At 73.8% G+C, this 25,506-nt stretch carries 25 protein-coding genes; 8 read left to right on the top strand and 17 right to left on the bottom strand.

What is annotated here, in order from left to right:
- Positions 1-133: 133 nt before the first annotated feature.
- Positions 134-1,456, top strand: coding sequence for an MFS transporter (locus tag AB0O00_RS03350; RefSeq protein ID WP_363648390.1), 1,323 nt, complete (start codon positions 134-136; stop codon positions 1,454-1,456).
- A 23-nt stretch (positions 1,457-1,479) separates the two neighbouring features.
- On the opposite strand, the gene AB0O00_RS03345 is transcribed toward AB0O00_RS03350, so the two are convergent.
- Positions 1,480-1,992: a YbjN domain-containing protein gene (locus AB0O00_RS03345; protein ID WP_363648389.1), complete on the bottom strand. Its 513-nt coding sequence runs from the start codon at positions 1,990-1,992 to the stop codon at positions 1,480-1,482.
- Positions 1,993-2,160: 168 nt separating this feature from the next.
- On the bottom strand, positions 2,161-3,534 hold the full coding sequence (gene mshA / locus AB0O00_RS03340) for a D-inositol-3-phosphate glycosyltransferase (RefSeq protein WP_363648388.1): 1,374 nt from the start codon (positions 3,532-3,534) through the stop codon (positions 2,161-2,163).
- A gap of 261 nt (positions 3,535-3,795) precedes the next feature.
- On the opposite strand from mshA, the gene AB0O00_RS03335 reads away from it, so the two are divergent.
- A complete protein-coding gene (locus AB0O00_RS03335; protein ID WP_363648387.1) occupies positions 3,796-4,626 on the top strand; it encodes a class I SAM-dependent methyltransferase in 831 nt (276 codons plus the stop codon).
- Positions 4,627-4,878: 252 nt separating this feature from the next.
- On the opposite strand, the gene AB0O00_RS03330 is transcribed toward AB0O00_RS03335, so the two are convergent.
- A complete protein-coding gene (locus AB0O00_RS03330; protein ID WP_363648402.1) occupies positions 4,879-5,439 on the bottom strand; it encodes an O-acetyl-ADP-ribose deacetylase in 561 nt (186 codons plus the stop codon).
- 250 nt (positions 5,440-5,689) lie between these two features.
- Here AB0O00_RS03330 and AB0O00_RS03325 point away from each other — a divergent pair, with 250 nt between their 5' ends.
- Complete coding sequence (locus tag AB0O00_RS03325) at positions 5,690-7,192, top strand: SpoIIE family protein phosphatase (RefSeq protein WP_363648386.1); 1,503 nt, start codon at positions 5,690-5,692, stop codon at positions 7,190-7,192.
- A 90-nt stretch (positions 7,193-7,282) separates the two neighbouring features.
- On the opposite strand, the gene AB0O00_RS03320 is transcribed toward AB0O00_RS03325, so the two are convergent.
- The 8 genes from AB0O00_RS03320 to AB0O00_RS03285 all read right to left on the bottom strand — a co-directional run bounded on the left by AB0O00_RS03320 (position 7,283) and on the right by AB0O00_RS03285 (position 15,181).
- Positions 7,283-7,636: a DUF2516 family protein gene (locus AB0O00_RS03320; protein WP_363648385.1), complete on the bottom strand. Its 354-nt coding sequence runs from the start codon at positions 7,634-7,636 to the stop codon at positions 7,283-7,285.
- Between the two features lie 118 nt (positions 7,637-7,754).
- Entirely contained in the window at positions 7,755-8,258 is a 504-nt protein-coding gene (locus AB0O00_RS03315) for a hypothetical protein (RefSeq protein ID WP_363648384.1), read from the bottom strand.
- A 22-nt stretch (positions 8,259-8,280) separates the two neighbouring features.
- Positions 8,281-8,754 carry a helix-turn-helix transcriptional regulator gene (locus AB0O00_RS03310; RefSeq protein WP_363648383.1) on the bottom strand — a complete coding sequence of 158 codons (474 nt, stop codon included), beginning with the start codon at positions 8,752-8,754 and terminating at the stop codon, positions 8,281-8,283.
- 394 nt (positions 8,755-9,148) lie between these two features.
- Positions 9,149-9,760 (bottom strand): deaminase, encoded by a 612-nt coding sequence (locus AB0O00_RS03305; protein ID WP_363648382.1) that lies wholly within the window; start codon positions 9,758-9,760, stop codon positions 9,149-9,151.
- Positions 9,761-9,793: 33 nt separating this feature from the next.
- Positions 9,794-10,906: a MerR family transcriptional regulator gene (locus AB0O00_RS03300; protein WP_363648381.1), complete on the bottom strand. Its 1,113-nt coding sequence runs from the start codon at positions 10,904-10,906 to the stop codon at positions 9,794-9,796.
- Positions 10,907-10,940: 34 nt separating this feature from the next.
- Entirely contained in the window at positions 10,941-11,825 is an 885-nt protein-coding gene (locus AB0O00_RS03295) for an RNA polymerase sigma-70 factor (protein WP_363648380.1), read from the bottom strand.
- 30 nt (positions 11,826-11,855) lie between these two features.
- Positions 11,856-12,047: a hypothetical protein gene (locus AB0O00_RS03290; RefSeq protein ID WP_363648379.1), complete on the bottom strand. Its 192-nt coding sequence runs from the start codon at positions 12,045-12,047 to the stop codon at positions 11,856-11,858.
- Positions 12,044-15,181, bottom strand: coding sequence for an SNF2-related protein (locus tag AB0O00_RS03285; protein ID WP_363648378.1), 3,138 nt, complete (start codon positions 15,179-15,181; stop codon positions 12,044-12,046). The genes AB0O00_RS03290 and AB0O00_RS03285 overlap by 4 nt, the downstream gene beginning before the upstream one ends.
- Positions 15,182-15,356: 175 nt before the next feature.
- Here AB0O00_RS03285 and AB0O00_RS03280 point away from each other — a divergent pair, with 175 nt between their 5' ends.
- Complete coding sequence (locus tag AB0O00_RS03280) at positions 15,357-15,959, top strand: YceI family protein (protein ID WP_363648377.1); 603 nt, start codon at positions 15,357-15,359, stop codon at positions 15,957-15,959.
- 140 nt (positions 15,960-16,099) lie between these two features.
- On the opposite strand, the gene AB0O00_RS03275 is transcribed toward AB0O00_RS03280, so the two are convergent.
- Positions 16,100-17,065, bottom strand: coding sequence for a LysR family transcriptional regulator (locus AB0O00_RS03275; RefSeq protein WP_363648376.1), 966 nt, complete (start codon positions 17,063-17,065; stop codon positions 16,100-16,102).
- A gap of 119 nt (positions 17,066-17,184) precedes the next feature.
- Here AB0O00_RS03275 and AB0O00_RS03270 point away from each other — a divergent pair, with 119 nt between their 5' ends.
- Both AB0O00_RS03270 and AB0O00_RS03265 read left to right on the top strand, forming a co-directional pair.
- Positions 17,185-18,510 (top strand): MFS transporter, encoded by a 1,326-nt coding sequence (locus AB0O00_RS03270; protein ID WP_363648375.1) that lies wholly within the window; start codon positions 17,185-17,187, stop codon positions 18,508-18,510.
- Between the two features lie 9 nt (positions 18,511-18,519).
- Entirely contained in the window at positions 18,520-18,993 is a 474-nt protein-coding gene (locus tag AB0O00_RS03265; protein ID WP_363648374.1) for a macro domain-containing protein, read from the top strand.
- A gap of 79 nt (positions 18,994-19,072) precedes the next feature.
- Here the strand turns inward: AB0O00_RS03265 and AB0O00_RS03260 are convergent, their stop codons facing one another.
- Both AB0O00_RS03260 and AB0O00_RS03255 read right to left on the bottom strand, forming a co-directional pair.
- Entirely contained in the window at positions 19,073-20,233 is a 1,161-nt protein-coding gene (locus AB0O00_RS03260; protein WP_363648373.1) for a transposase, read from the bottom strand.
- Between the two features lie 144 nt (positions 20,234-20,377).
- A complete protein-coding gene (locus AB0O00_RS03255; RefSeq protein WP_363648372.1) occupies positions 20,378-20,953 on the bottom strand; it encodes a GNAT family N-acetyltransferase in 576 nt (191 codons plus the stop codon).
- A 182-nt stretch (positions 20,954-21,135) separates the two neighbouring features.
- On the opposite strand from AB0O00_RS03255, the gene AB0O00_RS03250 reads away from it, so the two are divergent.
- Complete coding sequence (locus tag AB0O00_RS03250; RefSeq protein ID WP_363648371.1) at positions 21,136-21,960, top strand: TetR family transcriptional regulator; 825 nt, start codon at positions 21,136-21,138, stop codon at positions 21,958-21,960.
- 75 nt (positions 21,961-22,035) lie between these two features.
- On the opposite strand, the gene AB0O00_RS03245 is transcribed toward AB0O00_RS03250, so the two are convergent.
- Both AB0O00_RS03245 and AB0O00_RS03240 read right to left on the bottom strand, forming a co-directional pair.
- Entirely contained in the window at positions 22,036-23,316 is a 1,281-nt protein-coding gene (locus AB0O00_RS03245) for a GNAT family N-acetyltransferase (protein WP_363648370.1), read from the bottom strand.
- 101 nt (positions 23,317-23,417) lie between these two features.
- Positions 23,418-23,927 (bottom strand): GNAT family N-acetyltransferase, encoded by a 510-nt coding sequence (locus tag AB0O00_RS03240; protein WP_363648369.1) that lies wholly within the window; start codon positions 23,925-23,927, stop codon positions 23,418-23,420.
- Between the two features lie 139 nt (positions 23,928-24,066).
- On the opposite strand from AB0O00_RS03240, the gene AB0O00_RS03235 reads away from it, so the two are divergent.
- Complete coding sequence (locus tag AB0O00_RS03235; RefSeq protein WP_363648368.1) at positions 24,067-24,420, top strand: hypothetical protein; 354 nt, start codon at positions 24,067-24,069, stop codon at positions 24,418-24,420.
- A 13-nt stretch (positions 24,421-24,433) separates the two neighbouring features.
- Here AB0O00_RS03235 and AB0O00_RS03230 read toward each other — a convergent pair whose 3' ends face one another.
- Positions 24,434-25,450, bottom strand: coding sequence for a C40 family peptidase (locus AB0O00_RS03230; RefSeq protein ID WP_363648367.1), 1,017 nt, complete (start codon positions 25,448-25,450; stop codon positions 24,434-24,436).
- Between the last annotated feature and the right edge of the window lie 56 nt (positions 25,451-25,506).

Below are 25,506 nucleotides of genomic sequence, written 5' to 3'. Positions count from 1 at the left end.
GGAGCCGTGAAAACCCCTGGCCGGGACCTTTGTCCGTGAGTAATGTGTGCTCCGCGCCGATGACACTTACACCTGTCGGCTGAGCGGACCTGCCCGTGCCGCTCGGCGGACGCCTGCCTCCGGGAGCCCCCACATGCCCGTCGCACCGCCCTTCCCTGCCCGGATCCGGAGCATCCTCCAGGAGACGACAGGCGGACTGCCCCGGCAGTTCTGGTGGCTGTGGACCTCGACGCTGATCAACAAGCTCGGCGCCTTCGTGGTCACCTTCCTCGCCCTCTACCTGACCTCCGAGCGGGGCTACTCGGACTCCTACGCGGGTCTGGTGGCCTCGCTGTTCGGCCTCGGCTCGGCGATCGCGGCGATCGGCGCGGGCGTGCTGACCGACCGGATCGGCCGCCGGCCGACGCTGGTCGCCGCGCAGCTCGGCACGGCGCTGTTCACCGCGGTGCTCGGCTTCGCGGACGGGCCGGTGACGATCGCGGTGGTGGCCTTCCTGGTGGGGCTCTGCAACAACGCGACCAGGCCGGCCACCTCGGCGATCATCGCCGACCTCGTCCCGGCCGAGGACCGCGTCCGGGCCTACTCGCTGAACTTCTGGGCGATCAACATCGGCTTCGGCGTCTCCGCCGCCGCGGCCGGCCTGATCGCCACCCACGGCTACCTCACGCTGTTCCTGCTGGACGCGCTCAGCACGCTGGTGTGCGCCGTGGTGATCTTCGTCCGGATCCCGGAGACCAAGCCGGCGATGACGGCCGCCGAGGCGAAGGAGCCGGCGGTCGGGCTCGGCACGGTGTTCCGGGACGGCCGGTTCATGACGGCGGTCGGACTGACCCTGGTCCTCGCGCTGATCTTCCAGCAGGGCAGCACCACCCTGGCCGTCGACATGGGCCACGCGGGCATCACGTCCAGCGAGTACGGGCTGGTCATCGGCCTCAACGGGCTCCTGATCGTGGTGCTCCAGATCCCGCTCACCCGGTGGATGGAGGGCCGCCCGCGGACCGGCCTGCTGATCGCCAGCTGTCTGCTCACCGGCTGGGGCTTCGGGCTCGCCGCCCTGGCCGGGTCGTCCGCGTGGATCTTCGCGGGCTCCGTCGCGGTGTGGACGATCGGCGAGATCCTGAACGCGCCGACGATGATGAGCCTCGTCTCCGAGCTGGCGCCGACCCACGCGCGCGGCCGGTACCAGGGCGTCTACTCGCTCTCCTGGGCGCTCGCGTCGTTCCTCGGCCCGGGGGCCGGCGGAGTGCTGCTGGACCGGGCCGGGCCGGCGGTGCTGTGGGGCGTGTGCGCGGTCCTCGGCAGCGCCGCGGCGCTCGGGTACGTGGTGCTGGGCCGCCGGACGGGCGCCGCGGTGAGCGCTTCCGGCGACGTCACGGAGGTTGCGCCCGCCGCGGGTGCCGCAGCCGTGGAGCCTGTGAAGGCTGTGGAAGCCGTGAAGGCTCCGGCGGGCGCCTGACGCTCCTGCGGCGGACGGCCGGGTCAGTCGGCCTTCGGGGCGGCCAGGTGGGCGAAGGCGGCCAGGTTGCGGGTGGACTCCCCGCGCTTGGTCCGCCACTCCCACTCCCGCCGGATCGCCGAGGCAAAGCCCAGCTCCAGCAGCGTGTTGAACGGCTCGTCGGCGTTCTCCAGCACCGTCCCGAGCAGCCGGTCGACGGCGTCCCCGGTGAGCGACTCCAGCGGGAGGCGGCCGGCCAGGTAGACGTCGCCGAGCGCGTCCATCGCGTAGGCGACGCCGTAGAGCCGGGTGTTGCGCTCCAGCAGCCAGCGGTAGACGGCCTCGTGGTTCTCGTCCGGGCGGCGGATCACGAAGGCGTTCACCGAGAGCGTGTGGTCGCCGACCCGCAGGGCGCAGGTGGTGCTCAGCTTGCGGGTGCCCGGGAGGGTCGCCACCAGCGTGTACGGGTCGGCGGCGGCCGGCTCCCAGGCCACGCCGGCGTCGTCCAGGGCGGTGCGCAGGAGGGTCAGGGCCTCGTCCTTGGTACGGGTTGCCATGGGGGTGACGTTACTCGGCGGTACGGGGCCTGCGCAGCAGGCGGGGGCCTTCCGGCGGTAGGGCGGGGCAGGACGAGGGCAGCACGGGTCAGGCCAGCCGGCGGCGGGGCGGGTCAGGCCAGTCGGCGGCGGGGCGGGTCAGGCCAGTCGGCGGCGGGGCGGGGCGGGTCAGGCCAGCCGGCGGCGGGCCGACGCGAGGCGCCCCGCCGGGCGGGCCAGGGTGCCGGCGTACACCTCGGCGGTGGTCGCCGCGGCGGTGTCCCAGCCGAAGCCGGACGCGTGCCGGGCCGCCGCCGCACCCCGCCGCTCGACCAGCCCGGGATCGGTGACGTACGGCTCCAGCGCGTGCGACCAGTCCCGCGGGTCGTGGCCATGGACCAGCGTGCCGGTCTCGCCGTCCCGCACCGCCACCGGCAGGCCGCCGACCGCCGCGGCCACCACCGGGGTGCCGCAGGCCTGCGCCTCCAGGGCGACCAGCCCGAAGGACTCGCTGTGCGAGGGCATGACGAGGGCCGTCGCCGCCCGGTACCAGTCCGCGAGCTGCGCCTGGCCGACCGGCGGGTGGAACCGGACCACGTCGGAGATGCCCAGCTGGGCGGCGAGCTTGTGCAGGCTCTCCGGCCGGGCCAGCCCGCTGCCGGACGGCCCGCCGACCACCGGGACGACCAGCCGCGCGCGCAGGGCGGGGCGGCGCTCGACCAACTCGGCGACGGCGCGCAGCAGCACGTCCGGCGCCTTCAGCGGCTGTATCCGGCCGGCGAACAGCAGCACGGCGGCGTCCTGCGGCAGGCCCAGCCGGGCCCGCGCGCCCGCCCGCGCCTGCGGCCCGCCGGGCCGGAAGACGTCGAGGTTGACGCCCGGGTGGACGACGGCGAGCTGGTCCGGGCGCGCCGCGTAGTGCCGGGCCAGCTCGGCGGCCTCCTCGGTGGTGTTCGCGATCAGCCGGTCGGCGGCCTCGACCACCTGGGTCTCGCCGATCACCCGGGCCGCGGGCTCGGGCGTGTCGCCCTCGGCCAGGGCGGCGTTCTTCACCTTCGCCATGGTGTGCATGGTGTGCACCAGCGGCACGCCCCAGCGCTGGGCGGCCAGCCAGCCGACCTGCCCGGAGAGCCAGTAGTGCGAGTGCACGAGGTCGTAGTGGCCGGGGCGGTGGCCCGCCTCCGTCCGCAGCACGCCGTGGGTGAAGGCGCACAGCTGGGCCGGCAGGTCCTCCTTGATCAGGCCCTCGTACGGCCCGGCGGTGACGTGCCGCACCAGGACGCCCGGGGCCAGCTCGACGGTGGGGGCGTCGTCCGAGCAGGTCGCCCGGGTGAACACCTCGACCTCGACGTCGAGCGCGGCGAGGCGCTTGGCCAGCTCCACGATGTAGACGTTCATCCCGCCCGCGTCGCCGGTGCCGGGCTGGTGCAGCGGCGAGGTGTGCACGCTGAGCATGGCTATCCGGCGGGGCCGGCGGCGGCCCGTGACGAGCGACTGGAGACGGCCGCGCGCGGGCGCGGCCGGCTGGGCGCGGCGTACCGAACGGACGGGGTGCTGGATCACCTGGCTGAAGCCTCCTCTGTGCGGCCCGTCTCCGGCGGCCCGCATCCGGCCCGCCTGCTGTCCGGTGTGCGCTGCCCCGTCCGGGCCCACACATCACCACCAGTGTGCCAACCACCCGGATGATGTCCGGCATTCCCGGATCGCCGCCCGAGATCCACCCGAGTTCCGCGCGAGCTCGGCCCGAGGTCCGCGCGAGCTTCACCGAGGGGCAACGGTGCAGGTGGGAGGGGTCGGCCCGGGCTCCTCGGTACCCTTCTGGACATGGCCGCCTCCTTCGACCCCTCGCCCCCGTCCGCCCGCGGACGCACCGGGCGGCCGGTCGGGACGGTCACCCGGGGGACCACCAACACCAACCGGCTGCGGCGGATGGACCGCTGGATCGCCCACACCCTCGGCCGCACGCTGCGCTCCGCCGACCGGCCGCCGGTCGCCGTCGACCTCGGTTACGGCGCCGCGCCCTGGACCGCCGTCGAGCTGGCCGGACGGCTCCGCGCGGTGCGGCCGGACGTCCGGGTGGTCGGGATCGAGATCGAGCCGGAGCGGGTCACCGCCGCCCTGCCCTACGCCGAGCCGCCGCTGCTCAGCTTCCGGCGCGGCGGCTTCGAGGTGCCGCTGGACGGCGGGGCCCCGGCCCAGCTCATCCGCGCCGCCAACGTCCTGCGGCAGTACGACGAGTCGGCGGTGGCCGCGGTGTGGGAGCGGCTCTGCGCGCGGCTGGCGCCCGACGGGCTGCTCGTCGAAGGCACCTGCGACGAGATCGGGCGGCGGCACGTCTGGGTCGCGCTCGGCCCCGAGGGACCGCGGACGGTCACCTTCGCGGCCCGGCTGGGCGGCCTCGACCGGCCCTCCGACCTCGCCGAGCGGCTGCCGAAGGCCCTCATCCACCACAACGTGCCGGGCCGGCCGGTACACCGCCTCCTGGCCGACTTCGACCGGGCCTGGGCGGCCGCGGCGCCGTACGGCGCGTTCGGTGCGCGCCAGCGCTGGGTGGCCGCGTGCGCCGCGCTCGCGGGCGACTGGCCGCTGGTGGACGCGCGCGGGCGGTGGCGGCAGGGCGAGGTCACGGTGCCCTGGGCGGCGCTCGCGCCGTAGGGGGGGTGCTGGCCGGGCCGTACCGGGGTGCTCGCGCCGTAGCGGGGTGCCGGCCGGGCCTGGCGTCTTGGGAGCGGCGGTGACATGGCGCGTGACGCGTGCGTTTAACTCGAACGAGTTATCGAATTCCTCTGGCGCGTTGACGCCTCGTCACGCCACGATGGGGGGCACCGGGCGGCGCCCACACCGCCGCCCGCCCACCGCACGTCCGGCCCGGGTGTCAGGCCCGGTCGTCCAGCCCCGGTGTCCGGCTCAGCCGCCGTCCGCCCGCAGCCCTGCCCACGTCCGTTCGAACACGCCGTACATCTCCGCCCCGAACAGCACGAACCGCACCTCGTCCAGCCCCGCCCCGGCCCGCATGTCGCCGCTGCCCACCGCCTCGGCGACGGTGGAGAGCGCGATCCGGGCCGCGTCGGCCGGCGGCCACCCGTAGATCCCGGCCGACACCGCCGGGAAGGCCACCGTGCGCGCGCCCAGCTCCGCCGCCGTCCGCAGCGACTCGCGATAGCAGGAGGCCAGCAGCTCCGCCCGCTCCTCGTAATCCTCCGCCCGGTACACCGGCCCGACGGTGTGCACCACCCACCGCGCCGGCAGCCGGCCGGCCGTCGTCGCCACCGCCCGCCCGGTGGGCAGCCCCTTGCCCCAGTGCGAGGCGCGCAGCCGCCGGCACTCCTCCAGGACCTGCGGCCCGCCCTTGCGGTGGATCGCGCCGTCCACCCCGCCGCCGCCCAGCAGAGAGGAGTTCGCGGCGTTCACCACCGCGTCCACCTGCTGCTCCGTGATGTCACCCTCGACCAGGGTGATCCGCGTCATCATTCCGTGCCACCTCCTCCGCCCGCCCCGGCACCCGCCGGGGCCGGGACCGAGCCGTCGTCCGAGCCGTAGCCCGAGTCCGATCACCACACCGCCACCGGCGTGGCAATAGCCACAACGGCGCCTGCGGGCCAGAGAAATCCCCGGAGATCACGTTATGGTCGCGAGAAGTTCCCCGCCGCAGGGTGCCACGCGGGCACTGCGGACGGACACCGGCCGTTACGCACTCGGGGAAAGGGAGGAACCACCGATGCCCGCAACGGGAGACGGGCGGGCACTTGGTGCCGCGGACCTGACGGACGCCCTCGACGGCGCCCTCCCCCGCCGTGCCCGCACCCACCCCGTCCCGGTCGCCCCGCTCACGGACGCTCCCCCGATACCTCACCCCCGGTCGCGCGCCGGAAACCTCCCGGCGGCCGGCGAGCGCGACCCCGGGGCCGGCGGCGCCCCGCTCAAACTCCTGGTGATCGAGGACGACGCCTCCGACGCCCAGCTGATCAAGGCCGCCGTCGCCGACAGCGGCACCGCCATCGAGGTGCACTGGGCCCGCGGCCTCGACCAGGCCACCGCCCTGCTCGCCCCGCCGCCCACCGGCACCCGGCGCGGCCGCCCCCGCGGCACCGAGTTCAGCTGCGTCCTGCTCGACCTCGCCGCCCCCTCCGGCTTCCCGGGCCCGTCCTGGGGGCACCTCCCGGCCGCCGAGGACGGGGACATCTCCGACGGGCTGCAAGGCCTGCACGAACTGCTCCGCCGGGCCCCGCACACCGCCGTCGTCGTCCTCACCGACGCGGCCGGCGCCGAACTGGGTGCCGCCGCCGTCGCCGCCGGCGCCCAGGACTTCCTGATCAAGCACGAGACGGACGGCCCGCTGCTCGCCCGCGCCCTGCGCTACGCCGTCGAGCGCAAGCGCGCCGACGAGTCCCAGCGCCGCCTGGTCGAGGCCGAACTGCGCGGCCAGGAGAACGCCCGCCTCCAGCGCCACCTGCTGCCCACCCCGCTGCTCGACGGCGCCGGCCTCTCCTTCACCCGCCGCTACCGCCCCGGCCGCCGCCGCGCCCTGCTCGGCGGCGACTTCTACGACGCCGTCCGCACCGACGACGGCACCATCCACGTCGTGATCGGCGACGTCTGCGGCCACGGCCCGGACGAGGCCGCGCTCGGCGTCGCGCTCCGCATAGCGTGGCGCACCCTCGTCTTCGCGGGCCTCACCGGCGAGGCCCTGCTCACCACCCTCCAGCACGTCCTCGAACACGAGCGCCGCAGCGACGAGATCTTCGCGACGCTCTGCATGCTCGTGATCGAACCCGGCGGCGAGTGCGGCGACCTCGACGCGCTCGGCGCCTGCGAACGGGCCCGCCTCTACCTCGCCGGGCACCCCGCGCCCCTGCTGCTCGGCGCCGACCACCAGCCGCTGACCCTGCCCTCCGACCTCGCCGGGCCCGCGCTCGGCCTCCTCCCGTGCGACGACGGCGAGGCCGCCTGGCCCGCGCACGAACTCGAACTCCGGCCCGGCTGGCGGCTGTTGCTCTACACCGACGGACTCATCGAAGGCCGGGTCGGGGCCGGGTCGCGCCGCCTCGGCCAGGACGGCCTCGCCGACCTGATCGGCGACCACCAGTCGGCGGGGCTCACCCGGGGGCGGCTGGTCGATAGTGCGATCGCCGAGGTCGAGGAGCTGAACGGCGGCGCGCTCACGGACGACGTCGCGGTGTTGCTGCTGGAGCGGAATCCGGTGCAGTTGATTTTGGGGTGAGGGGTGGGCAGGCGGCGGTAAGGGCGCGGAGACGGTGCTGCCCGGGGAGGCCTTTTCGCCTTCCCCGGGCAGTGTTGTGGTCCGCTCGGCTTACCAGGGGCCGTACGGGCCCATGTTGCTCCGGCCGCCGCCCCGACCGCCTCGGTTGGTCAGCTCCCGAATCGCCGGGCGCACGTCCACCATGTAGACGATCGACGCCACCAGCCCGGCGAGCGTCCCGATGCCGGTGAAGAAGTTCACGCCGAACAACAGGTCCCAGCCGAACGCGATCCCCAGGATGGCCAGCCAGAATCCCTTGGTCTTCTTGTCCGCGGCCCGGTAGGCGTCCTCCCGGCGGGACGCGCCGTCGATCAGCGCGAACAGCTTGAAGCCCAGGATGGCGACGGACATCCACCAGATCGGGTTCAGATAGGCCAGGCCCAGAATCTGGTTCACTCCGCCCATCGTGCTCTCCTCTGTCTCTCGGCTCCGGTGTCCGGGCCGCCGCCCATCCTGGCACGGCGACCGTCCGCCCACCCGTCAACGTTCCGCGGTGACCGGATGTGCCCCGTTCGGTGGGACTTCACTCCCCGCCGGTGGCGTCCTTGCGGGTGCGGGAGCTCTTCTTCGGGGTGGGCTGGGGTTCGGGAGCGGTGGAGTCGTCTTCGATGATCTCGGCGTCGATCACGGCGGGCTCGGCAGGCGTGCCGGGGCGCGTGCGCTCGACTACCACCTTGCCGCGTTCGGCCAGCTCGTCGTAGGTCTCCTTCGCCTTCACCGCCAGCTCGACCGCGCGGCCGACCTGCTGGAGGGCGAAGTCCTGGGCACGCTCCTGCAACGCCTTGAAGTCCGTGGGGAGCGTCGTGACCGTCTCGGTCACCTTGGCCTGCGCCTCGGCGATCTTCGCCTGCGCCTCCTGCAGCCGGGCGCCGGCCTTCTCCTGCGCGCCCTTGCGGTCCGCGGCCAGCGCCTCGACCTTGCCCGGCACCTCGCGCAGCTTCTCGTAGGCGAGGTCACCGGCGCCGGCGAGGGCGTACAGCGGGGTCGGGTCGGTGAGGGTCTTCTTGAGCTCGTCGGTGATCGGCATGACCGGTCCTCCCGGTGGGTGTCTAGGCGGCTGGGCCGTCGGTCGTCGTTTTTGCCGGCTTGGTGCGGGTGTCGGCGGTGCCGGCGGTGTCTGCGGTGCCGGCAGTGGTGACGGTGGTTTCTGCGGTGGCGCCGGCTGCCGGGGCCCTGAGGGCGGCGTTCTCCTTCAGGAAGGCTTCATAGACCGCGAGCAGCGCCTGCTTCTGCTGCTCGTTGATCAGCGGATCGGCCAGGATCGAGGCCCTCAGCTCCAGGCCCTCGTCCCGCCGCTCCTCCAGGATCCCGGCCTGGACGTACAGCGTCTCGGCCGAGATCCGCAGCGCCTTCGCGATCTGCTGGAGGATCTCCGCGCTCGGCTTGCGCAACCCTCGCTCGATCTGGCTGAGGTACGGGTTGGACACGCCGGCGGCCTCCGCCAGCTGGCGCAGTGAGTACTGCGCGTTGCGGCGCTGCTCGCGGATGTACTCGCCGAGCGAGCCGACGTTCAGTGAGGCCATATGGACAGGGTGCAACATGGTGCTTGCAAATGCAAGCAGGGTGCTAACTGGAGCAAATGTTGGGGGCCGCTGCGCGGGGCTCGGGTGTGGGGGTGGGCTTTCGGGTGGGTGGGTGACGCCGGGGGTGGCTCCGGGGGTGGCCGCTCCGGGGGCTGGATGATTTTCCGACTGCCGACCCTGTGGGCGGGGTGTTCTCTCCGTTGGCAGTCTGAAAATCACCCGTCACGCCCCTCTCCGCGGCCACCCCCTCCGCCACCCCCTCCCGCAGCGCACCCTCTCGCCTTGGGAGGGATAGGGGTGAGGGGGTGGTGGGGGTGGGTGCATCGGTGCGGCTTGGGAATGGGGATAGGGGTGGAGATGGGGATAGGGGTGCGGTGGGTGGTTGCGGCTGGGCTTAGTGGGTTGCTGCCCTGGTGATCACCGGCCACGTCTGAGCGACGAGGGCTTGTAGGTCCGGGGCTGTGGTCTTTGTGAAGGCCGTGGCCACGGTTGTCGTGGCGGGCTCTGCCGTGTGGATGATGGGGTGGTCGGGGCCCGACCTGCGGATGGTGTCGGCCAGGAAGAGTGCGGTGGCCACCACCGCCGCCCAGCGTTCCTTGGTGGGGCCTACGACGGGGACTTCGGTGGTGGCTCGGTGGCCTGTGGTGTCGGCCCAGGGGTCGGTGGCGAGGTAGTGGACCGTTCCCACTCCGGTGAATCCGGCGGCTGCCGTGCACATCGCGCATGGCCGGTGGCTGCTCCACAGGGTGTGGGTCGCCAGGTCCCAGCCGGTTCTCGCTGCGGCCAGGGCGTTGAGTTCGGCGTGGGCGAGTGGGGTTCCCTGGAGGGCGTCCGGGCCGCCGGGGGCGTCGTACGCGCGGTTGCGGCCCTCTGCGACGATCTCGCCGTTTCGGTCGGTGAGTACCGCGCCGACGGGTAGTCCTCCGTCCAGCCAGGCTCGGTGGGCCAGTTCCAGGCAGCGGCGGGCGGCGGGCGGGAGTGAGGCCCAGGCTGTGGCGAAGTCCATGGTGGCGACGCTACGGTTCGTCAGCTCATCTGATCACTCGGCGGATCGTACGAGTTCGGGCACTCGGATCGGCATCAGGACGGAGAATGTGCCGTCGCGGCCGGGGGCGCGGATCGCCAGCGGGGCGATCGGGCCGCCGAGTTCGAGGACCAGTTGTTCGGGCCGGCCGGCCTCCAGGGCCTCCAGCAGGAAGTCCCGGTTGACCGCCACCCGGAGTTCGCCTTGTGCGGGGGCGGCTTCGGGCTGGGCCACCGCGATTCGGCCGTCTGCTGTGACGGCGAGGACGGTGACCGTGCAGTCCGTGCCGTCGGGGCCGGACGGCAGGGTGTGGGTGGCGCCGGACTCGACGGCGCCGCGCAGGTCGGCGGCGGGGACGTCGACCCGGTGCAGCGGGTCGAGGCGGGTGAGCGTGCGGTAGTCCGGGTAGTCGAGGTCGGGGGTGCTGCCCTCGATCCGGTGGCCGCCGGTTTCGACGCGGAAACGGGTGCTGTCCAGGGTCAGTTCGGCTTCGGCTGCGCCGGTGGCGAGCAGTGCGCGCAGGGCGTCCGCCAGGGCCGTGGGGACGATCGTGCCGGGCTGCGGCTCCGTGTCGGGGGCCTCCGGCAGGGGCACCTCGGCGAGGGCCATCCGGTAGCGGTCGGTGGCGACCAGGCGCAGTGCGGCTCCGTCCACTTCGAACAGCACCCCGGCGAGGACCGGGAGTTCGGGGTCCTCGCAGACGGCGAAGCGCACCGCGTCCAGGGCGGCGGCCAGTTCGGGGGCCGGGACGGTGAGCCGGAGTTCGGCGGGGGTGGTGGTCATCGGGTGCTCCCTCTGGTCGATCAGCGTGCGGATCAGGGAGAGCTCGCGGCGGGCGTCGGCGAGGCCGTCCTCCAGGCGGCGCAGGTGCGCGTCGACCACCCGGTGGGCCTCGGCGGAGCCGGCGCCGAGGACCGCGCGGATGCCCGCCAGTGGCAGGCCCACGCGGCGCAGCCGGGCGAGGAGCCGGGCGTCGGCGAGTTGGCGGGGGCCGTACCAGCGGTAGCCGGTCTGCGGGTCCACGGCGGCGGGGGCGAGCACGTCGGCGCCGTCGTAGTAGCGCAGGGTGCCGACGCCCAGGCCGGTGGCGCGGGCCAGTTCGCCGATGCTGTGCAGGTCGCTCTCCATGCCGCTCACTGTGGTTCCTCGACCAGGTGGAGGGTCAAGCGTTGAGGCGGGTGAGCTTGTGCGGGTTGCGGACCGAGCGCACGGCTGCGATGAGGGGTGCGCCGTCGGGGCCCTCGGTGAATTCGAGGACCGCGACGGTGTCGACGCGGTCGCCCACCGTGAGCAGGAGGCCGGGTTGGCCGTTGACGAGGGCCGGGCGGACGCCGGCTTCGCCGAGTTGCTTGATGACGCCGAGGACGTAGCGGGCCACGTTGTCGGCGCCGGTGACGGGGCGCAGGGCGGCGCGGACGACGCCGCCGCCGTCGGTCCAGGCGGTGACGTCGGGGGCGAGCAGCTCCAGCATCCGGTTGAGGTCGCCTCCAACGCAGGCCGCGAGGAACTCGTCGGTGGCGCGGCGGCGCAGGTCCGCCGGGGCTTCGTAGCGCGGCCGTCCTGCCTGGACGTGGGCCTTGGCGCGGCTGCCGACCTGGCGGCAGCCGGCCTCGGTGCGGTCGAGGGCCTCGCCGATCTCCTTGTAGGAGAAGCCGAAGACCTCCTTGAGGACGAAGACGGCCCGCTCCAGCGGGGAGAGGCTCTCCAGCAGCACCATGACGGCGAGCGAGACGGTCTCGGCGCGTTCGACGTCCTCGGTCGCGTCCGGCTCGCCGACGAGCGGTTCGGGCAGCCACGGGCCGACGTAGGACTCGCGGCGGACGGCGGCCGAGTCGAGCCGGTTGAGGGCGAGGTTGGTGACCGTCCGGGCGAGGTAGCCGGCCGGGTTGGCAATGGGGCCGGTGACCTGGCTCCAGCGCAGCCACGTGTCCTGGACGAGGTCCTCGGCGTCGGCGACGCTGCCGAGCATCCGGTAGGCGATGCCGAAGATCATCCGTCGGTGCGCTTCGAAGGCGGCCAGGCCTGGGTGTTCGAGTGGAACGGTCACCCGTATGACGCTACCTCAGGGTGGCGCCGGTCAGTCACGGAACGTGTCGTAGGCGGGGGCGAGCACGGCGGCGAGGTCGCGTCCGCGCACGGTGATGCCGGACGGGCCGAGGCGGCGGAGCGAGGGTTCGTCCTCTTCGGCGGGTTCCTCCGTGCGCAGGGTGAAGTCGCCTCGCCAGTAGGCGGCGACGTTCACGGCGGGGGCCGTGTCTCGCTCGGTCATGCGTCCTCCTCGGCCACCGCGTCGTCGCGGGTGAGTTCGATCAGTTCGCGCAGTGCGTCGGCGGGGAGATCGGTGAGCCAGTGCTCGCCCTCTCCCACCACCGTTTCGGCCAACGCGCGCTTGGCGGTGAGGAGTTCGTCGATCCGCTCCTCGACCGTGCCGACGCAGACCAGTCGGCGCACCTGGACGTCGCGGCGCTGGCCGATCCGGAAGGCGCGGTCGGTGGCCTGCTCCTCGACCGCCGGGTTCCACCAGCGGTCGAGGTGGATCACCTGGTTGGCGGCGGTGAGGTTGAGCCCGGTGCCACCGGCCCGCAGGGAGAGGATGAACACCCGTGGCCCGTCCGGGGATTGGAAGCGCTCGACGAGCTCCTCGCGGCGGGCCCGGGAGAGTCCGCCGTGCAGGTAGAGCACCTCCTCGCCGAGCCGCCGGGCCAGGTACGGGCGGAGCATCGCGCCGAACTCGGCGTACTGGGTGAACACCAGGGTGCGGTCGCCCTCGGCGAGCGCCTCTTCGAGGAGCTCGGCCAGCCGGGCGACCTTGCCCGAGCGCTCGCCCAACGCCGATCCGTCGTGCAGCAGTTGGGCCGGATGGTTGCACACCTGCTTGAGCTTGCCGATCGCGGCGAGCACCGTGCCGCGCCGCTCGACGCCCCGGATGCCCTCGACCCGGCGCAGCAGGTCGGCCACCACCGCCTGGTAGAGCCCGGCCTGTTCGGCGGTGAGGTTGCACCAGACGGTCATCTCCTGCTTGGCGGGCAGTTCGGCCGCCACCGCCGGGTCGGTCTTGAGCCGGCGCAGGACGAACGGGCCGGTGCGGCGCCGGAGTTCGGCGGTGCGGTCGGGGCTGCGGTGCAGTTCGACGGGGATCGCGTAGCGCTCCTTGAAGCGCTCGGCCGGGCCGAGCAGCCCGGGGTTGGCGAAGTCCAGGACGGCGTGCAGCTCGGACAGCCGGTTCTCCACCGGGGTGCCGGTCAGGGCGATCCGGTGCACGGCGGCGGGCAGGGCGCGGATCGCCCGCGCCTGGGCGGTGCCGGCGTTCTTGACGTGCTGCGCCTCGTCGGCCACGACCCGGCGCCAGCGGACCTTCCGCAGGGCCGCGAGGTCGCGCTGGACCAGCCCGTAGGTGGTGATGACGAGGTCCATGTCGCTTGCGGTGGCGGCGAGTTCGTCCGCGCCGAGGCGGCCCGAGCCGTGGTGGACGTGGGTGCGCAGACCGGGGGCGAAGCGCTCGGTCTCGCGCTGCCAGTTCCCGACCAGGGACATCGGGCAGACCAGGAGGGTGGGGTCCTTCGCGCCGTCCGCCTGCTCGGCGGCCAGCAGGGCGAGGGTCTGCACGGTCTTGCCGAGGCCCATGTCGTCGGCCAGGACGGCGCCGAGGCCGAGCCCGGCCATCGTCCGCAGCCAGGCCAACCCCCGTTCCTGGTACGGGCGGAGGGTCGCGCGGAAGTCCGTCGGGAGCGTGGGTGCCGGGGTGGTGGGGGTGCGCCCGGCGAGCAGGTCGCCGAGCGGGCCGTCGGCCCGGACGGCGGTGACCGGCAGGCCGGCGACCGTCGCTTCGGGGTCGAGCGCCATGCGCAGCACCTGCGTCGTGGCGACGGCGGTGTCCCGCCGGTGGTCGAGGAAGGCGAGCGCGGCGGCGATCTGCTCCGGGTCGGCCTCCAGCCAGGTGCCCCGCACCCGGACCAACCCCTGTTTGGCGGCGGCCAGTTCGGCGATCTCCCGCTCGGTGAGCGGATCGCCGTCCGGGCCGAGTGCCGCCTGCCAGCGGAACGCGACGACGGCGTCCCGGTCCACCTGGCTGGTGACGGCGAGCGAGCCGGGCGCGGGCGGGGTGGTGACGCGCAGGGCGAGTCCGAGCCGGGGCTTGCGGCGCCACCAGGCCGGGAGCAGCACGCCGAACCCGCTCTCGGCGAGGGCGGGCGCCGCGCTGCGCAGGAAGTCCAGGGCCCCGGCGCGGTCGAGCGGGACGGCGGACGGGCGGGAGCGGTGGCGCAGCCCGTCCAGCTCCGGCCAGCGGTGGGCGGCGCGGGCGAGCTCGGCGGCGAGGACGTCGGCCGGGTCGTCGGCCTTGCGGACGAGCGCGGCGCGCGCGGCCCCGCCCTCGTGCAGGTCGGCGGCGCGGACCAGCAGGGACGGCTCGTCGACGGCCTGGAGCAGGAGCTCCACCTGCCAGGCGTCGTCGGACGGGCGGCCCTCGGGATCGCCGTCGTCCGGGCCGAGCGGCTCCAGGAGGCGGAAGCAGAGCCGCAGGGCGGGGTCGGTGGGCTCGGCGGCGGCGTACCAGGCGGCGAGCCGGCGGCGCAGGTCGGCCAGGTCGTCCCGGTCGGCGGTGAACGCGGCGTCCGGGGCGGCGAGGGCCGTCAGCCAGTGCTCGGCCGCGCCCGCCGGGGCGCCGTCGCCGGGCAGGAGCGGGGGCGCGGCGGCGAGGGCGGACCTGGCCTCGGCGTCCACGAGGGTGCTCAGGGCGGCGTCCGCCAGCGACTCCCCGGTGGCGCCGGTGGGCGGCCACTCCCCCAGGGCCACGGGCGGGCAGCCGGCGGCCAGGGCGGCGGCCTCGCGGCGGCCCTCGGGGGTGAGGTCCGGCAGCCAGCGGGCCTGCGGGGCGCCGTCCGCCGGGAGCAGCGGCAGCACCCGGCCGCCGCCGACCGTCCGCCAGGCGAGGTCGTGCACGGCGGTGAGCCAGCGCAGCGACGGCCCGTGGACGACGTCGGCGCGCCCGACGCCGGGCAGCTCGGTGCCGGTCACGGCCCAGTGCGGGTCGAAGACCTCGCCCAGGAGCTGGGCCGCCGCCCCGGCGTCGAAGAGCAGCGCGGGCACCCGCCACGGCGTGAGCACCGCCGCACCGCGCACGGGGGTGACCGGCAGGTCGGGGGAGGGCGCGGGCAGGGCGCCGGCCGTCGGCAGCAGCAGGGTGGCCCAGCGTTCGGGCGCCTGGCCGGCGAGCCAGCCGAGGCCCGGGCCGATCCCGCCGAGCACGGCGGCGACCTCGGCGGCCGGGCAGGCGTACGGGTGAGCGCGCGGGGCCGTCCGGTCGGGCGGTTCGGCCGCCGTCGCGGTGGGGTGGCGGCGGGCGTCCTCGGCCCAGAGCGCCAGCCTGCCGTCCGCGCGCCAGAGCGCGTGCAGGACGAACATGGGCGGGCCTCTCAGGGGTGGCGGGACTGCTCGTGGATTGACCGGGGTCGCCCTGGAAGCGTAATCGCGGCCACTGACACACCAGAGTGGTTGAAGTTTGAACGAGGCGGGTCTATGGTGGTTCCAGAAAGAAGTTGAAGCCTAAACAAAATGGCTTCGAACCCGAGGAGGAGCCATGGGCCTGTTCAACCGCATCAAGACCGCCACCGCCGTCGTCGAGGCCCCGGCCGGGCCGGACCTCGCCCACCTGACCGGCGACTGGACGATCGACACCGCACACAGCGAGGTCGGCTTCTCGGTGCGCCACGCGATGGTCACGAACGTCAAGGGCCGCTTCACCGACTACGACGGCAAGCTCCACCTCGACGGCACCACGCCCGGCAACTCGAGCGCCGAACTGGTGATCAAGGTCGCCAGCATCGACACCAACCAGGCCCAGCGCGACGAGCACCTGCGCACCGGCGACTTCTTCGCCGTCGACACCCACCCGGAGATCCGCTTCCGCAGCACCTCGGCCGAGCGGCTGCGCGGCGACTCCTACCGGATGACCGGCGACCTCACGATCAAGGGCACGACCCGCCCGATCGTCCTCGACCTCGACTACACCGGCAGCGCCACTGACGCCTACGGCGCCGCGCGGGTCGGCTTCGAGGGCACCGCCGTCGTCGACCGCAGCGACTTCGGCCTGAGCTACAACGCGGCGCTGGAGACCGGCGGCGTGCTGATCGGCGAGAAGGTCAAGCTCAGCTTCGACATCTCCGCCGTGAAGGCCGCCTGACCCGGCCGAGCGCTGCGCCCGCAGCCGCACCGCCCCAGCCGACCCCCGAACGGCAGGGGCGGTGCTTCGTTTCCGCGCACAACAGGGGGCCACAGCGGCGCGTCCGCCTCAGCCGGCCTCACCTGGGGAGCAGCGCCGCCTCAGCCCGGGAGCAGCGCCGCGTCCGGCGACGGCAGCCAGCTGCCCGGCGGGCGGCGCAGCCAGCCCTCGGCCGCGCCGAGTTCGGCCGCCACCCCGGCCAGCGCCGTCAGACCGGGGTGCCGCAGCCCCGGCCGGTGCACCAGGCTGACCAGGCAGAGCGGCACCGGCTCGACCAGTGGCACGTTCACGGCGCCCGGGATGCGCGGGCCGCCGACCGTGGTCAGCATCGCGTCGCCGTGCCGCGCCAGGTAGCGGGCGGTCTCATCCACGCCGACCGGCGGCACGTACGGGGCCGCCGCGGTCAGGCCGTGCTCGCGCAGCAGGCGGGTGCCGAGGTCGGTCCACTCGGTGGTGGCCGGGTTGCCGGCGCAGATGTCGACGGGGTGCCCGGTCAGGTCGGCGAGGCGCAGCACCGGGCGGCCGGCCAGCGGGTGGGTGTCCGCCATCATCACCGAGATGTGCTCCAACCGGACGGGCAGCTGGACGAGTTGGCCACGCAGAGCGGCGGGGAGCCCGGCGAAGCGGCCGAAGGACACGTCCAGCCGGTGGGCGAGCAGTTCGCCGGCCGCCGCCGCGAGGCCGCCGTGGAAGCGGGCCAGCAGTTCGCCCTCGGGGCGGGCGGCGCGGGCCCGGGCGAGCACCCGGTCGGCGGTCAGGTCGGGGCCGGTGACATCGCTGTTGAGGTCGAGCAGGAGCGGCCGTTCGGCGGCGCCCGCGACGATCTCGTCGTGCAGGGCGAGGAGTTGGCGGGCCTGCGGCAGCAACCTCCGCCCGGCCGGGGTGAGTTCGACGCTGCGGGTGGTGCGGGTGAACAGCGCGTCGCCGAGCAGCTTCTCCAGGGCGCGGACGTCCCGGCTGAGCGCCTGCTGCGCCACGTGCAGCAGGCCGGCGGCCCGGCCGAAGTGGAGCGTCTCGGCGGTCGCGACGAAGCCGCGCAGCAGGCGGGGGTGCAGGTCGACGGGCATGACGGCAGATTAACAACACCGTGTTGTCAGTGCGACGGAACAGGTGTTGGACCGCGGACGGGCCACCGGGCGAGGCTGAGGGCGTTCCCCCCACACCCCCACGACTCCCCAGGAGCCCCATGGCCCCGCGCGCCCTTTTCGCGTCCACCCACGGCCCGTCCGTCCTCGCCTCGTACCGGCGTCTGTTCGCCGCGCCCGGCGCCACCGCGTTCACGCTGGCCGGGCTGCTCGGGCGGCTCGCGCTCTCGATGACCGGCGTCTCGCTCGTGGTGCTGATCGCCGAGCGGCGCGGCTCCTACGGGCTGGCGGGCACCGTCGCGGCGGCCGGGCTCGCCACCGGCGCGATCGGGATGCCGCTGATCGGACGGCTGGTCGACCGCTACGGGCAGGCACGGGTGACCGTCCCGGCGACGCTGTACAACGCCGTACCGATGCTCGGCCTCGTGCTCTGCGTCCGGCTCGGCGCGCCCGACTGGACCCTCTACGCCTGCTGGGCGGCCTGCGCCGCGGCACCCAACCTCGGCGGCATGGCCCGCGCCCGCTGGGCGCACCTCTACCGGGACGACCCCGCCGCCCGGCACGTGGCCAACTCCCTCGAACAGGCGCTGGACGAGCTCTGCTTCATGGCCGGGCCGGTCCTCGGCATGCTGCTCTGCACGACCGTCGCGCCCGAGGCCGGGCTGCTCACGGCCGGGACGCTCGGCGGCACCGGCAGCCTGCTGTTCGCCGCCCAGCGACGCACCGAACCACCGCTGGCCGGTGCGCCGGTGGCGCTGCGCCACGGCTCCCCGCTGCGCACGCCCGGGCTGCGCGTCCTCGTGCTGACCTTCCTCGCCACCGGCGTGGTGTTCGGCTCGACGGAGATCACCACGGTCGCGTACGCCGACGCGCTCGGCCACAAGCCGGTCGCGGGTTTGCTGCTGGGCCTCGTGGCGGCCGGATCGTGCGTGGCCGGACTGCTCTTCGGGCTGCTGGCGCCGCGTTCCGCGCCGGGCGCGCGGTTCCTGCGCGGGATCGCCACGATGGCGCTGCTGCTGTTCCTGCCGCTCGCCGCCGGGCTGGGCGGGGCCGGGCTCGGCCTGCTCGGACTGGCCCTGTTCGCGGCCGGCACCGGCACCGCGCCGACCATGGTGACCGGTATGACCCTCGTCCAGGAGCTGCTGCCGCAGCGGCAGTTGAACGAGGGCATGGCGGTCGCGGTGTCCGGCATCGTGGTCGGCATCTCGGCGGGCGCGGCGATCGCCGGGACGGTCGCCGAGCACGCCCCGCCCGGCACCGGCTACGCACTGCCCGCCGGGGCAGCGGCGCTCGCCCTGCTGATCGCCCTCGCGGGGCGGCGCCACCTGACATCGGGGAGCCGGCGCGGGACAGGGTCCGGGGCGGCGTCCGGGGCGGGGCGCGAGGCGGCGGAAAATTCCGAACGGATTGTCGGTGCCGGGCGCTAGCGTTCGGACATGTCGACCATCACGTACGTCCGCGGCGACGCCACCGCGCCCCAGGCCAAGGGCGTCAAGGTGATCGCACACGTCTGCAACGACCTCGGCGGCTGGGGCAAGGGGTTCGTCCTCGCCCTGTCCAAGCGCTGGCCCGAGCCGGAGACGGAATTCCGCCGCTGGCACCGGGAGCGCGCGAAGAACGACTTCGGGCTGGGCGCGCTGCAGTTGGTGCAGGTGGAGCCGTACGTCTGGGTGGCCAACATGGTCGGCCAGCGCGGCATCCGGACCGGGCGCTCCAGCGGGGTGCCGGTGCGGTACGAGGCCATCGACACCGCGCTGGCCGCCCTGGCCGAGCGGGCGGCCGGGCTGGGCGCCTCCGTCCACATGCCGAGGATCGGCTGCGGGCTGGCCGGCGGGCGCTGGGAGCGGGTCGAACCACTGGTGCGGGCACGGCTCGCGGAGCGGGGGGTGCCGGTGACGGTGTACGACTAGTCAACTTGACCCGACCTAACGGCAAGGCTTGTGGGTAGGGTGCGGCTGGCTGCCGCGTGGCCTCCCACGTCTGAGCCACCTATGGGGTGGCTGGGACGCGTGACTCACGCCCCGCTCTCCACACGGTCTCGCCCTTGCGGGCGATGTTGTGGGACGCGTTGTCGTCCGCGTGCATGACGATCCCGCAGGACCGGCAGGCGAACGTTGCCTGGTCGACGCGGTTCTTCCGGTCGATGTGATGGCACTGGGAGCATTCCTGGCTGGTGTACGCCGGATCGACGTACACCAGCGGCACCCCGGCGCGCTTGGCCTTGTACTCCACGAAGGCGGCGAGCTGGTGGAAGCCCCACGAGTGCACAGTGGTCCGCTGGTCCTTACGGAGCCGTACCCGGTCGCGGATGCCCATGAGGTCTTCCAGGGCGATACCGGAGCCGGTGCGTTCAGCGGTGGTGACGATGGTCTTGGCGACAACGTGATTGACGTTGGCGGCGTGCCGGGCCTCCTTGCGGGCACGCTTCTTGAGGAGACGTTTGGCGGACTTGGTGCCCTTGGCCTGCAGCTTCCTGCGCAGGTCGCGTTGGCGCTTGCGGTGCCGGGTCAGGCCGCGCCCGGCCGCCCGGTACCCGGTCGAGGTGGTGGCGATGTTGGCGATGCCGAGATCCACGCCGATGAACCCGGCCGGGTCCTCGTTCATTGGGGCCTCGGGAACGTCGCAGGTGGCGATCAGGTAAAACCGGCCGTCGCGCTCGATCAGATCGGACTCGCCCTTGCGGTGCTGGCGAAGCGTCGTGAGCGCGTCTGGCGAGCACGCGATCCGCACGCCCTTGAGTCGGCCGGCCGTGGTCCAGATCGACACTGTTCCTGCGTCCAACTGCCAGGACAGGCACCGGTCGTCATAGGGCTGCGCGGCGTCGGGCCGGAACCTGATCGGTCTGGACTCCGCCTTGACCCGGCGTTGGGAACCGGGCCTGCCGAGGTTACCGGCACGGATGTTCGCCTTCAACGTCGTGTAGGCGTCACGGGTCTTCTTGATGACGTGCTGGGCAGCCTGCGCGCCCAGTCCGCGCGCCTTCAACTCACCATAGGTGTGCTTGCGAAGCTCGTACTCACCCGGCACCCGGCGCTCGAACGCCACGCCGGACACCCAGCACGCAGCCTCATTGACCGTGCGCAGGGTGGCCCGCAGCGCGGCGGCCTGGGCGGCCTCCGGCACAAGCTTCACCTGCATCACGAGCTTCACGGCGGGAACCGTAACAGCCAGCACCGACAACCAGTCGGCCAGCTTTCACAGCACTGCCGCGGCGCAACGTGCCACAGGTCTCAGAAGCGCGCTCTCCCCCACAATTCGGAGGTGCCTCCACGCAGCCTCGAACGCCGGGTTCCATCAGAGTTCATTCTGAGAATCCGCCGGAGGACCGTCGGCAATCCGAACCTCCGCCGGCCAGGTGTACTCGTACTCGGGCAGCACGTGGCCGCCCGGGAACACGCCCTCCTGCTCGCCCGTCCGCCGGCCGCCCTCGCGCTCGTAGAAGGCGACCGCGCGGGTGTTGTCCCGCAGCACCTCCAGGTACAGGTCGGCTCCGGGGTGCCGTGCGGCGACGTGTGCGCGGGCCTCGGCCAGCAGGGCGCGGCCGATGCCGCCGCCGGTGCTGCCGGGCCGGACGTGCAGGTTGTCGAGCAGCACCCGGCCGTCCAACTGCGGCACAAGGTAGGCGAACCCGACGACCTCCCCGGCGCGTTCGGCGATCAGCAGCTCTGGCGTGGCGGCCGGGTCCCCGTAGTCGACGGTCAGCCGCAGCGCCCACAGCTCGCGGCGCTGGGCGGCCAGCCCGTCGCCGAGCGCCTCCGCGGGGACGATCCCCCGGTACGTCGTGCGCCAGCTGAGCGCGTGGAGGTCCGCGACGGCCCCGGCGTCGTCCGCCCCGCCGCGCCGAATGCTGGTCTGCTCGGAACCGATCATGTGACGAGCCTCCCACACCCTAGGAGTTGAACATGTTCAATCCAGCCCGCTACAGTTCCAGCATGCTTTTGAACGCGTTCGAAAGAAGCGGGGGCGGGGCGGCGGCACCGGATGTGGAGGGGGCATCCGGTGCCGTGTGCACCGACACCGGATGGAACCTGGTCTCCGGCTAGGCTCGTGGCGTGGCAGACCTGGAAGCGAGCAACGAACCGGACGGGACGACCGGAGCAGGAGTCCCCGGCGGCACGGAGGAGGCCGCGGTGGCCCGAGCCACCGCCGCAGCACCCGCCGAGCCTCGGGGCAGCCGTGCCCAGCCGAAGACGGACAAGAGCGAGGCCACCAGGGCGCTGATCCTGGAGACCGCGATGCGCCTCTTCCAGGAGCGCGGGTACGAGAAGACCACCATGCGCGCCATCGCCACCGAGGCGGGAGTCTCGGTCGGAAATGCCTATTACTATTTCGCGGCGAAGGAATTCTTGATCCAAGGATTCTACGACCGGATGACCTACGACCATGCGGCGGACGCCAGGAAGCGCATGGCCCACACCCGGGATTTCGCCGAGCGGCTGCAGATCGCGCTGGAGTCCTGGCTCGACACCGCCGCGCCGTACCACGAGTTCGCCGCGCAGTTCTTCCGCACGGCCGCCGATCCGTCCAGCTCGCTGAGCCCGTTCTCGAACGAGTCCCACCCCGCCCGAGCGACGGCCGTGGAGCTGTTCCGCGACGTGCTGCAGGGCTCGGAGCTGGCACCGAAACTGGACGCCGAGCTGGTCGAGCTGCTGCCCGACGTGCTCTGGCTGCACCTGATGGTCGTGGTCCTCTACTGGGTCTTCGACCGGACCGAGGACACCGAGCGGACCCGGGAGTTCGTCCGTCGGTCCACCCCCATGGCCGCCCGGGTGATCAACCTCTCGCGTTATCGGGTCTTCCGCCCGATCGTCCGCGATGCCAAGGGCCTGATCCAGGACTTCATCCTGCCGACGATCGGGAAGACCGCCGTCAAGTAGGGCGCCACGCAAGGCACCTGGGAACGGCGGGAGCCGGCCTGCGCGGATGCGGGCCGGCTCCGGGATCGCCTGGGCTCAGAAGCTGTCCGGGTTCCAGGACAGCAGCGGGGTGCGCAGCAGCAGGTCGGCCGCGGCGGCTGCGCCCGGGCGCAGCTCGGTGACCAGGCCGGCCGCGGCCAGCCGCGGGAGCGTCTCGCCGCCCAGGTAGAGCGTGCCCAACTCGGAGGCGCCGAGGGCGAGATCGGCCGCGTCGTCGGTCGGCGTGCAGCGGCCGGTTCCGTCGGCGGCGACCTCGATCGCCCAGCGGCCGGCCGCGAAGCCGAGCCGGTCCTCGACCTCCAGCACCACGCGCCCGGGCGCGCCGTACGTGCGGGCGTTGAAGGCCGCCTCGACGTCGAGCACGCGCAGCCACATGAAGTCGGCGTTCTCCACGTACGGGGTCGCGGCGCGCGGGTCCTGGAGGAGCAGCGGCAGCGGGTCGTCCGGGCCGATGTTCTCGACGACGACCTTGCGCACCCAGTCGACGGCGAGCACGAACCGCCACAGCTCGGCCGCCGTCGCCCGGTCGAGGGCGAGGAAGTCGACCACGGTGAGCGTGCAGTTCGGGTAGCTGCCGTCCCAGGTGTCGTCGACGCGGTAGGCCACCGCGCCGGTGGCGGTGCCCTCGGCGTCCCGGTGGACGGCGACGAACGGCTCCTTGAACTCGAAGCCCGGCACCTTGATCTCGCCGGTGTGGCGCTTCCACCACAGCTCGTCGCGGGCGAGCGCGCCGGGCTGGGTGAGCCGCCAGCGGTCGTGGAGCTCGGGCCCGATCTTGCGGAGCTCCTCCATGGTGACGAAGTCGATCCGCCCGCCCAGGACGGTGGGCAGGCCCTCGCGCAGGCCGCGGGTGCGGTTGAGGTCGACGTCCCAGCCGTGGCCCCGGGTGGCCGGGCCGAAGCCGTAGCGGCCGTAGATGTTGAACTCGGCGGCGATCAGCACGGCGACCGCCGAGCCGCGCCGGCGCGCGGCGGCCAAGTCCCGCCGCATCATGGCGCTGAGCAGGCCGCGCCGGCGGTGGGTGGCACTGACCGTGACGGCGGTGACGGCGTCGGCCGGGATGGTGGCGCCACCCGGGACCGTCAGCTCGACGTCGAAGCTGCGGAAGGTGGCGATGCAGCGGCCCTCGTCGAAGCCGCCGAGGACACGCCCCGGCTGCCACTGCAGGCGGCGGTAGTCGGCGGCGCTCTCCACGTGCGAGCGCAGGAAGCCGAGGGCGAGCGCGCGGTCCCACGCGGCGACCTCGTCCTCGGAAATCGCGCGGATCTCAATTCCGTTGACCGTCTCGACGGCCCCATCGTCGGTCGTGTTGCCCATGGGGCCACGGTACGACCGGGCCCCAATGACGGCATCTCATTTATTCGTGCCCGATCCGTGCACGATCCGACGCACTCCCCCGCTGCCCTCATTCGACGCCCTCACCCGACGTGCTCCCCCGGCTTCACCACCCAGTGCCGGCAGTGCAGCACGCGGTCCGCGAAGTCGACGTCGCGCTCGCCGAGCAGCCGGAACCCGAGCGCCCGGCAGATCCCGTTGGACGGCCCGTTGGTCACGGCCGGGAACGCGTGCACCTCGCCCCACCGGCCGTCCCGCGCCGCCGCGTCCAGCAGTTCCCGGACCGCCGCCTTCGCGAGCCCGCGGCCCTGGAACTCGGGCAGCACCATCCAGCCGACCTCGGAGACGGCAACGCCGTCCTCCTCGTACGACCAGAGCGCGATCCCGCCGGCCATGACCTCCCCGGCGCCGTCCGGCACGACGATCGCCTTGATCCACGACCGGTCCTCCGCGACATCCCGCACGTCCTTGCGCAGCCGCTCGAGCACCTTCTCCTCCGGCAGCGGCCCGCCGAGCTCGGCCATCATCACGGGATCGCACCGCATCCGCACGTACGCCCCGGCATCGCCCTCTTCGACATCCCGCAGCCGCACCAGCGCCTCCTCGCCGACGATCGGAACTCCCCACGCTAGCGGCGGGCACCGACAAGATCACCGGAACCGGTGGTGGCCCGGGACCGGCCCTGGGATGCTCGACGTCGTTCAGACGCAGACGAGTTCCTCGGGGGGAGCCATGGACGACAACTTCGCGGCCACGCTGAAGCTCTACCAACGGCGGAGGGCCTGGGCGAATGCCATGGGAACGCTGGCGGTCATCGGCTGGATCTGGGCGGCCTGGCTGGCGTTCTACCCGGTCACCGCCGACGGCGCCTCTCCCTACAACCACTGCGGCGCGCCGGCCCTCTTCGACGGCGCGGACAACTCGTACTACACGGCGGCGTGCGACAGCCTCACGTCACGGCGGATCGGCGGTGCGGTCGGCGTCTCCGTCCTGGTCCTGCCGTTCTCCGCCGCCTGGATCCGGAACAGCGTGCTGGCGCGCGTCCAACGGGACGCGGTGCCGTCCCTCGAGTGGATGGGCCAATAGCGCCCGGCGCCCCCTACGGGCGGGCGTAGAAGTCCGGGGTGCCCATGATCCAGAGGCTGGCCTGCTTGACCGGCATGCCGACGCGCGGGGCCTCGATCATCTGGTCGTCGCCGATGTAGAGGCCGACGTGGTGGATGTCGCCGGCGCGGCCGGTGTCGGTCCAGAAGACGAGGTCGCCGGGGCGCAGGTCGCGGTAGCGGACGGGGGTGCTCTGCGCGTACTGGTCGGCGGCGAAGTGATTGAGCTGCCGGCCGCCCTCGCGCCAGGCCATCATCGTCAGCCCGGAGCAGTCGTAGCCGTCCGGGCCCTCGCCGCCCCAGACGTACGGCAGGCCGATCTTCGAGCGGGCGAAGGCGATGGCGGCGGCCGCGCCCTCGGCGGACCACGGGCGGACGGGCGGCGCCGCCGGGTCGGCCTGGGCTGCGGCAGCAGCAGCGGCCGCCTCCGCCGCGGCCTGTTCGGCCGCCGCCTTCTCGGCTGCGGCCCTGGCGGCCTCCTCGGCCTCGCGGGCGGCGATCGCCTCCAGCGCGTCGTGCCGCTGCCGCTCCAGTTCGACGGTGGTGTGCCGGGCGGCGGCCAGGTCGACGAGCAGCTGCTCGCGGCGGCGGCCGATCGCGAGGACCTCGCTCTGCTGCGCCGCCAGCCGTTCCTCTGCTCGGCCCCGCGCGGCGCCGACCTCGGCGGCGGCCCGCCCGGCGGCCTCGGTGGCGGCCCGGGCGGCGTCGGAGGCGTGGCTCGCGGCGGCGGCCGTGGCGGTGGCGTTGTCGAGGATCTGCCGGGTGCGGTCGCTGGCGACGCCGATCGCGGTGGCGCGGTCGCCGAGCTCGCGGGGTCCGCGCGCGCGGAGCAGGGCGTTGAGCGCGGCCAGTTCGGCGCCGGCGCCCTGCCGGTACGTTTCGGCGGCGAGCTGGGCGGCGTCCTCGACCGCGGCGACCCGGTCCGTCTCCGCCGCAGCTGCCCGCTGGGTGGCGGCTGCCTCCTCGGCGCGGGCCCGGGTGAGCGCGAGCTGGGCGCCGTTGTAGGCCTCCACGGCCTGCTCGGCGCCGCGCCCGGCCCGGTCGCCGCGTCATGCCGGGCTGGGAGATC

Origin of the sequence: Kitasatospora sp. NPDC093558 (assembly GCF_040683475.1) — a bacterium.
GTDB lineage: Bacteria > Actinomycetota > Actinomycetes > Streptomycetales > Streptomycetaceae > Kitasatospora.
This window is presented reverse-complemented; position numbering and strand designations above follow the sequence as displayed.

Bases quoted from the DNA above. Each gene is read 5' to 3' on its own strand.
- AB0O00_RS03345 (WP_363648389.1), bottom strand. From the start codon at position 1,992: ATGGCAACCCGTACCAAGGACGAGGCCCTGACCCTCCTGCGCACCGCC.
- AB0O00_RS03335 (WP_363648387.1), top strand. From the start codon at position 3,796: ATGGCCGCCTCCTTCGACCCCTCGCCCCCGTCCGCCCGCGGACGCACC.
- AB0O00_RS03290 (WP_363648379.1), bottom strand. From the start codon at position 12,047: ATGACCGAGCGAGACACGGCCCCCGCCGTGAACGTCGCCGCCTACTGG.
- AB0O00_RS03305 (WP_363648382.1), bottom strand. From the start codon at position 9,760: ATGGACTTCGCCACAGCCTGGGCCTCACTCCCGCCCGCCGCCCGCCGC.
- AB0O00_RS03275 (WP_363648376.1), bottom strand. From the start codon at position 17,065: ATGCCCGTCGACCTGCACCCCCGCCTGCTGCGCGGCTTCGTCGCGACC.
- AB0O00_RS03315 (WP_363648384.1), bottom strand. From the start codon at position 8,258: ATGCCGATCACCGACGAGCTCAAGAAGACCCTCACCGACCCGACCCCG.
- AB0O00_RS03245 (WP_363648370.1), bottom strand. From the start codon at position 23,316: ATGGGCAACACGACCGACGATGGGGCCGTCGAGACGGTCAACGGAATT.
- AB0O00_RS03330 (WP_363648402.1), bottom strand. From the start codon at position 5,439: ATGACGCGGATCACCCTGGTCGAGGGTGACATCACGGAGCAGCAGGTG.
- AB0O00_RS03265 (WP_363648374.1), top strand. From the start codon at position 18,520: ATGTCGACCATCACGTACGTCCGCGGCGACGCCACCGCGCCCCAGGCC.
- AB0O00_RS03285 (WP_363648378.1), bottom strand. From the start codon at position 15,181: ATGTTCGTCCTGCACGCGCTCTGGCGCGCGGACGGCAGGCTGGCGCTC.
- AB0O00_RS03255 (WP_363648372.1), bottom strand. From the start codon at position 20,953: ATGATCGGTTCCGAGCAGACCAGCATTCGGCGCGGCGGGGCGGACGAC.
- AB0O00_RS03325 (WP_363648386.1), top strand. From the start codon at position 5,690: ATGCCCGCAACGGGAGACGGGCGGGCACTTGGTGCCGCGGACCTGACG.
- AB0O00_RS03270 (WP_363648375.1), top strand. From the start codon at position 17,185: ATGGCCCCGCGCGCCCTTTTCGCGTCCACCCACGGCCCGTCCGTCCTC.
- AB0O00_RS03320 (WP_363648385.1), bottom strand. From the start codon at position 7,636: ATGGGCGGAGTGAACCAGATTCTGGGCCTGGCCTATCTGAACCCGATC.
- AB0O00_RS03300 (WP_363648381.1), bottom strand. From the start codon at position 10,906: ATGGAGAGCGACCTGCACAGCATCGGCGAACTGGCCCGCGCCACCGGC.
- AB0O00_RS03280 (WP_363648377.1), top strand. From the start codon at position 15,357: ATGGGCCTGTTCAACCGCATCAAGACCGCCACCGCCGTCGTCGAGGCC.
- AB0O00_RS03235 (WP_363648368.1), top strand. From the start codon at position 24,067: ATGGACGACAACTTCGCGGCCACGCTGAAGCTCTACCAACGGCGGAGG.
- AB0O00_RS03310 (WP_363648383.1), bottom strand. From the start codon at position 8,754: ATGGCCTCACTGAACGTCGGCTCGCTCGGCGAGTACATCCGCGAGCAG.
- AB0O00_RS03350 (WP_363648390.1), top strand. From the start codon at position 134: ATGCCCGTCGCACCGCCCTTCCCTGCCCGGATCCGGAGCATCCTCCAG.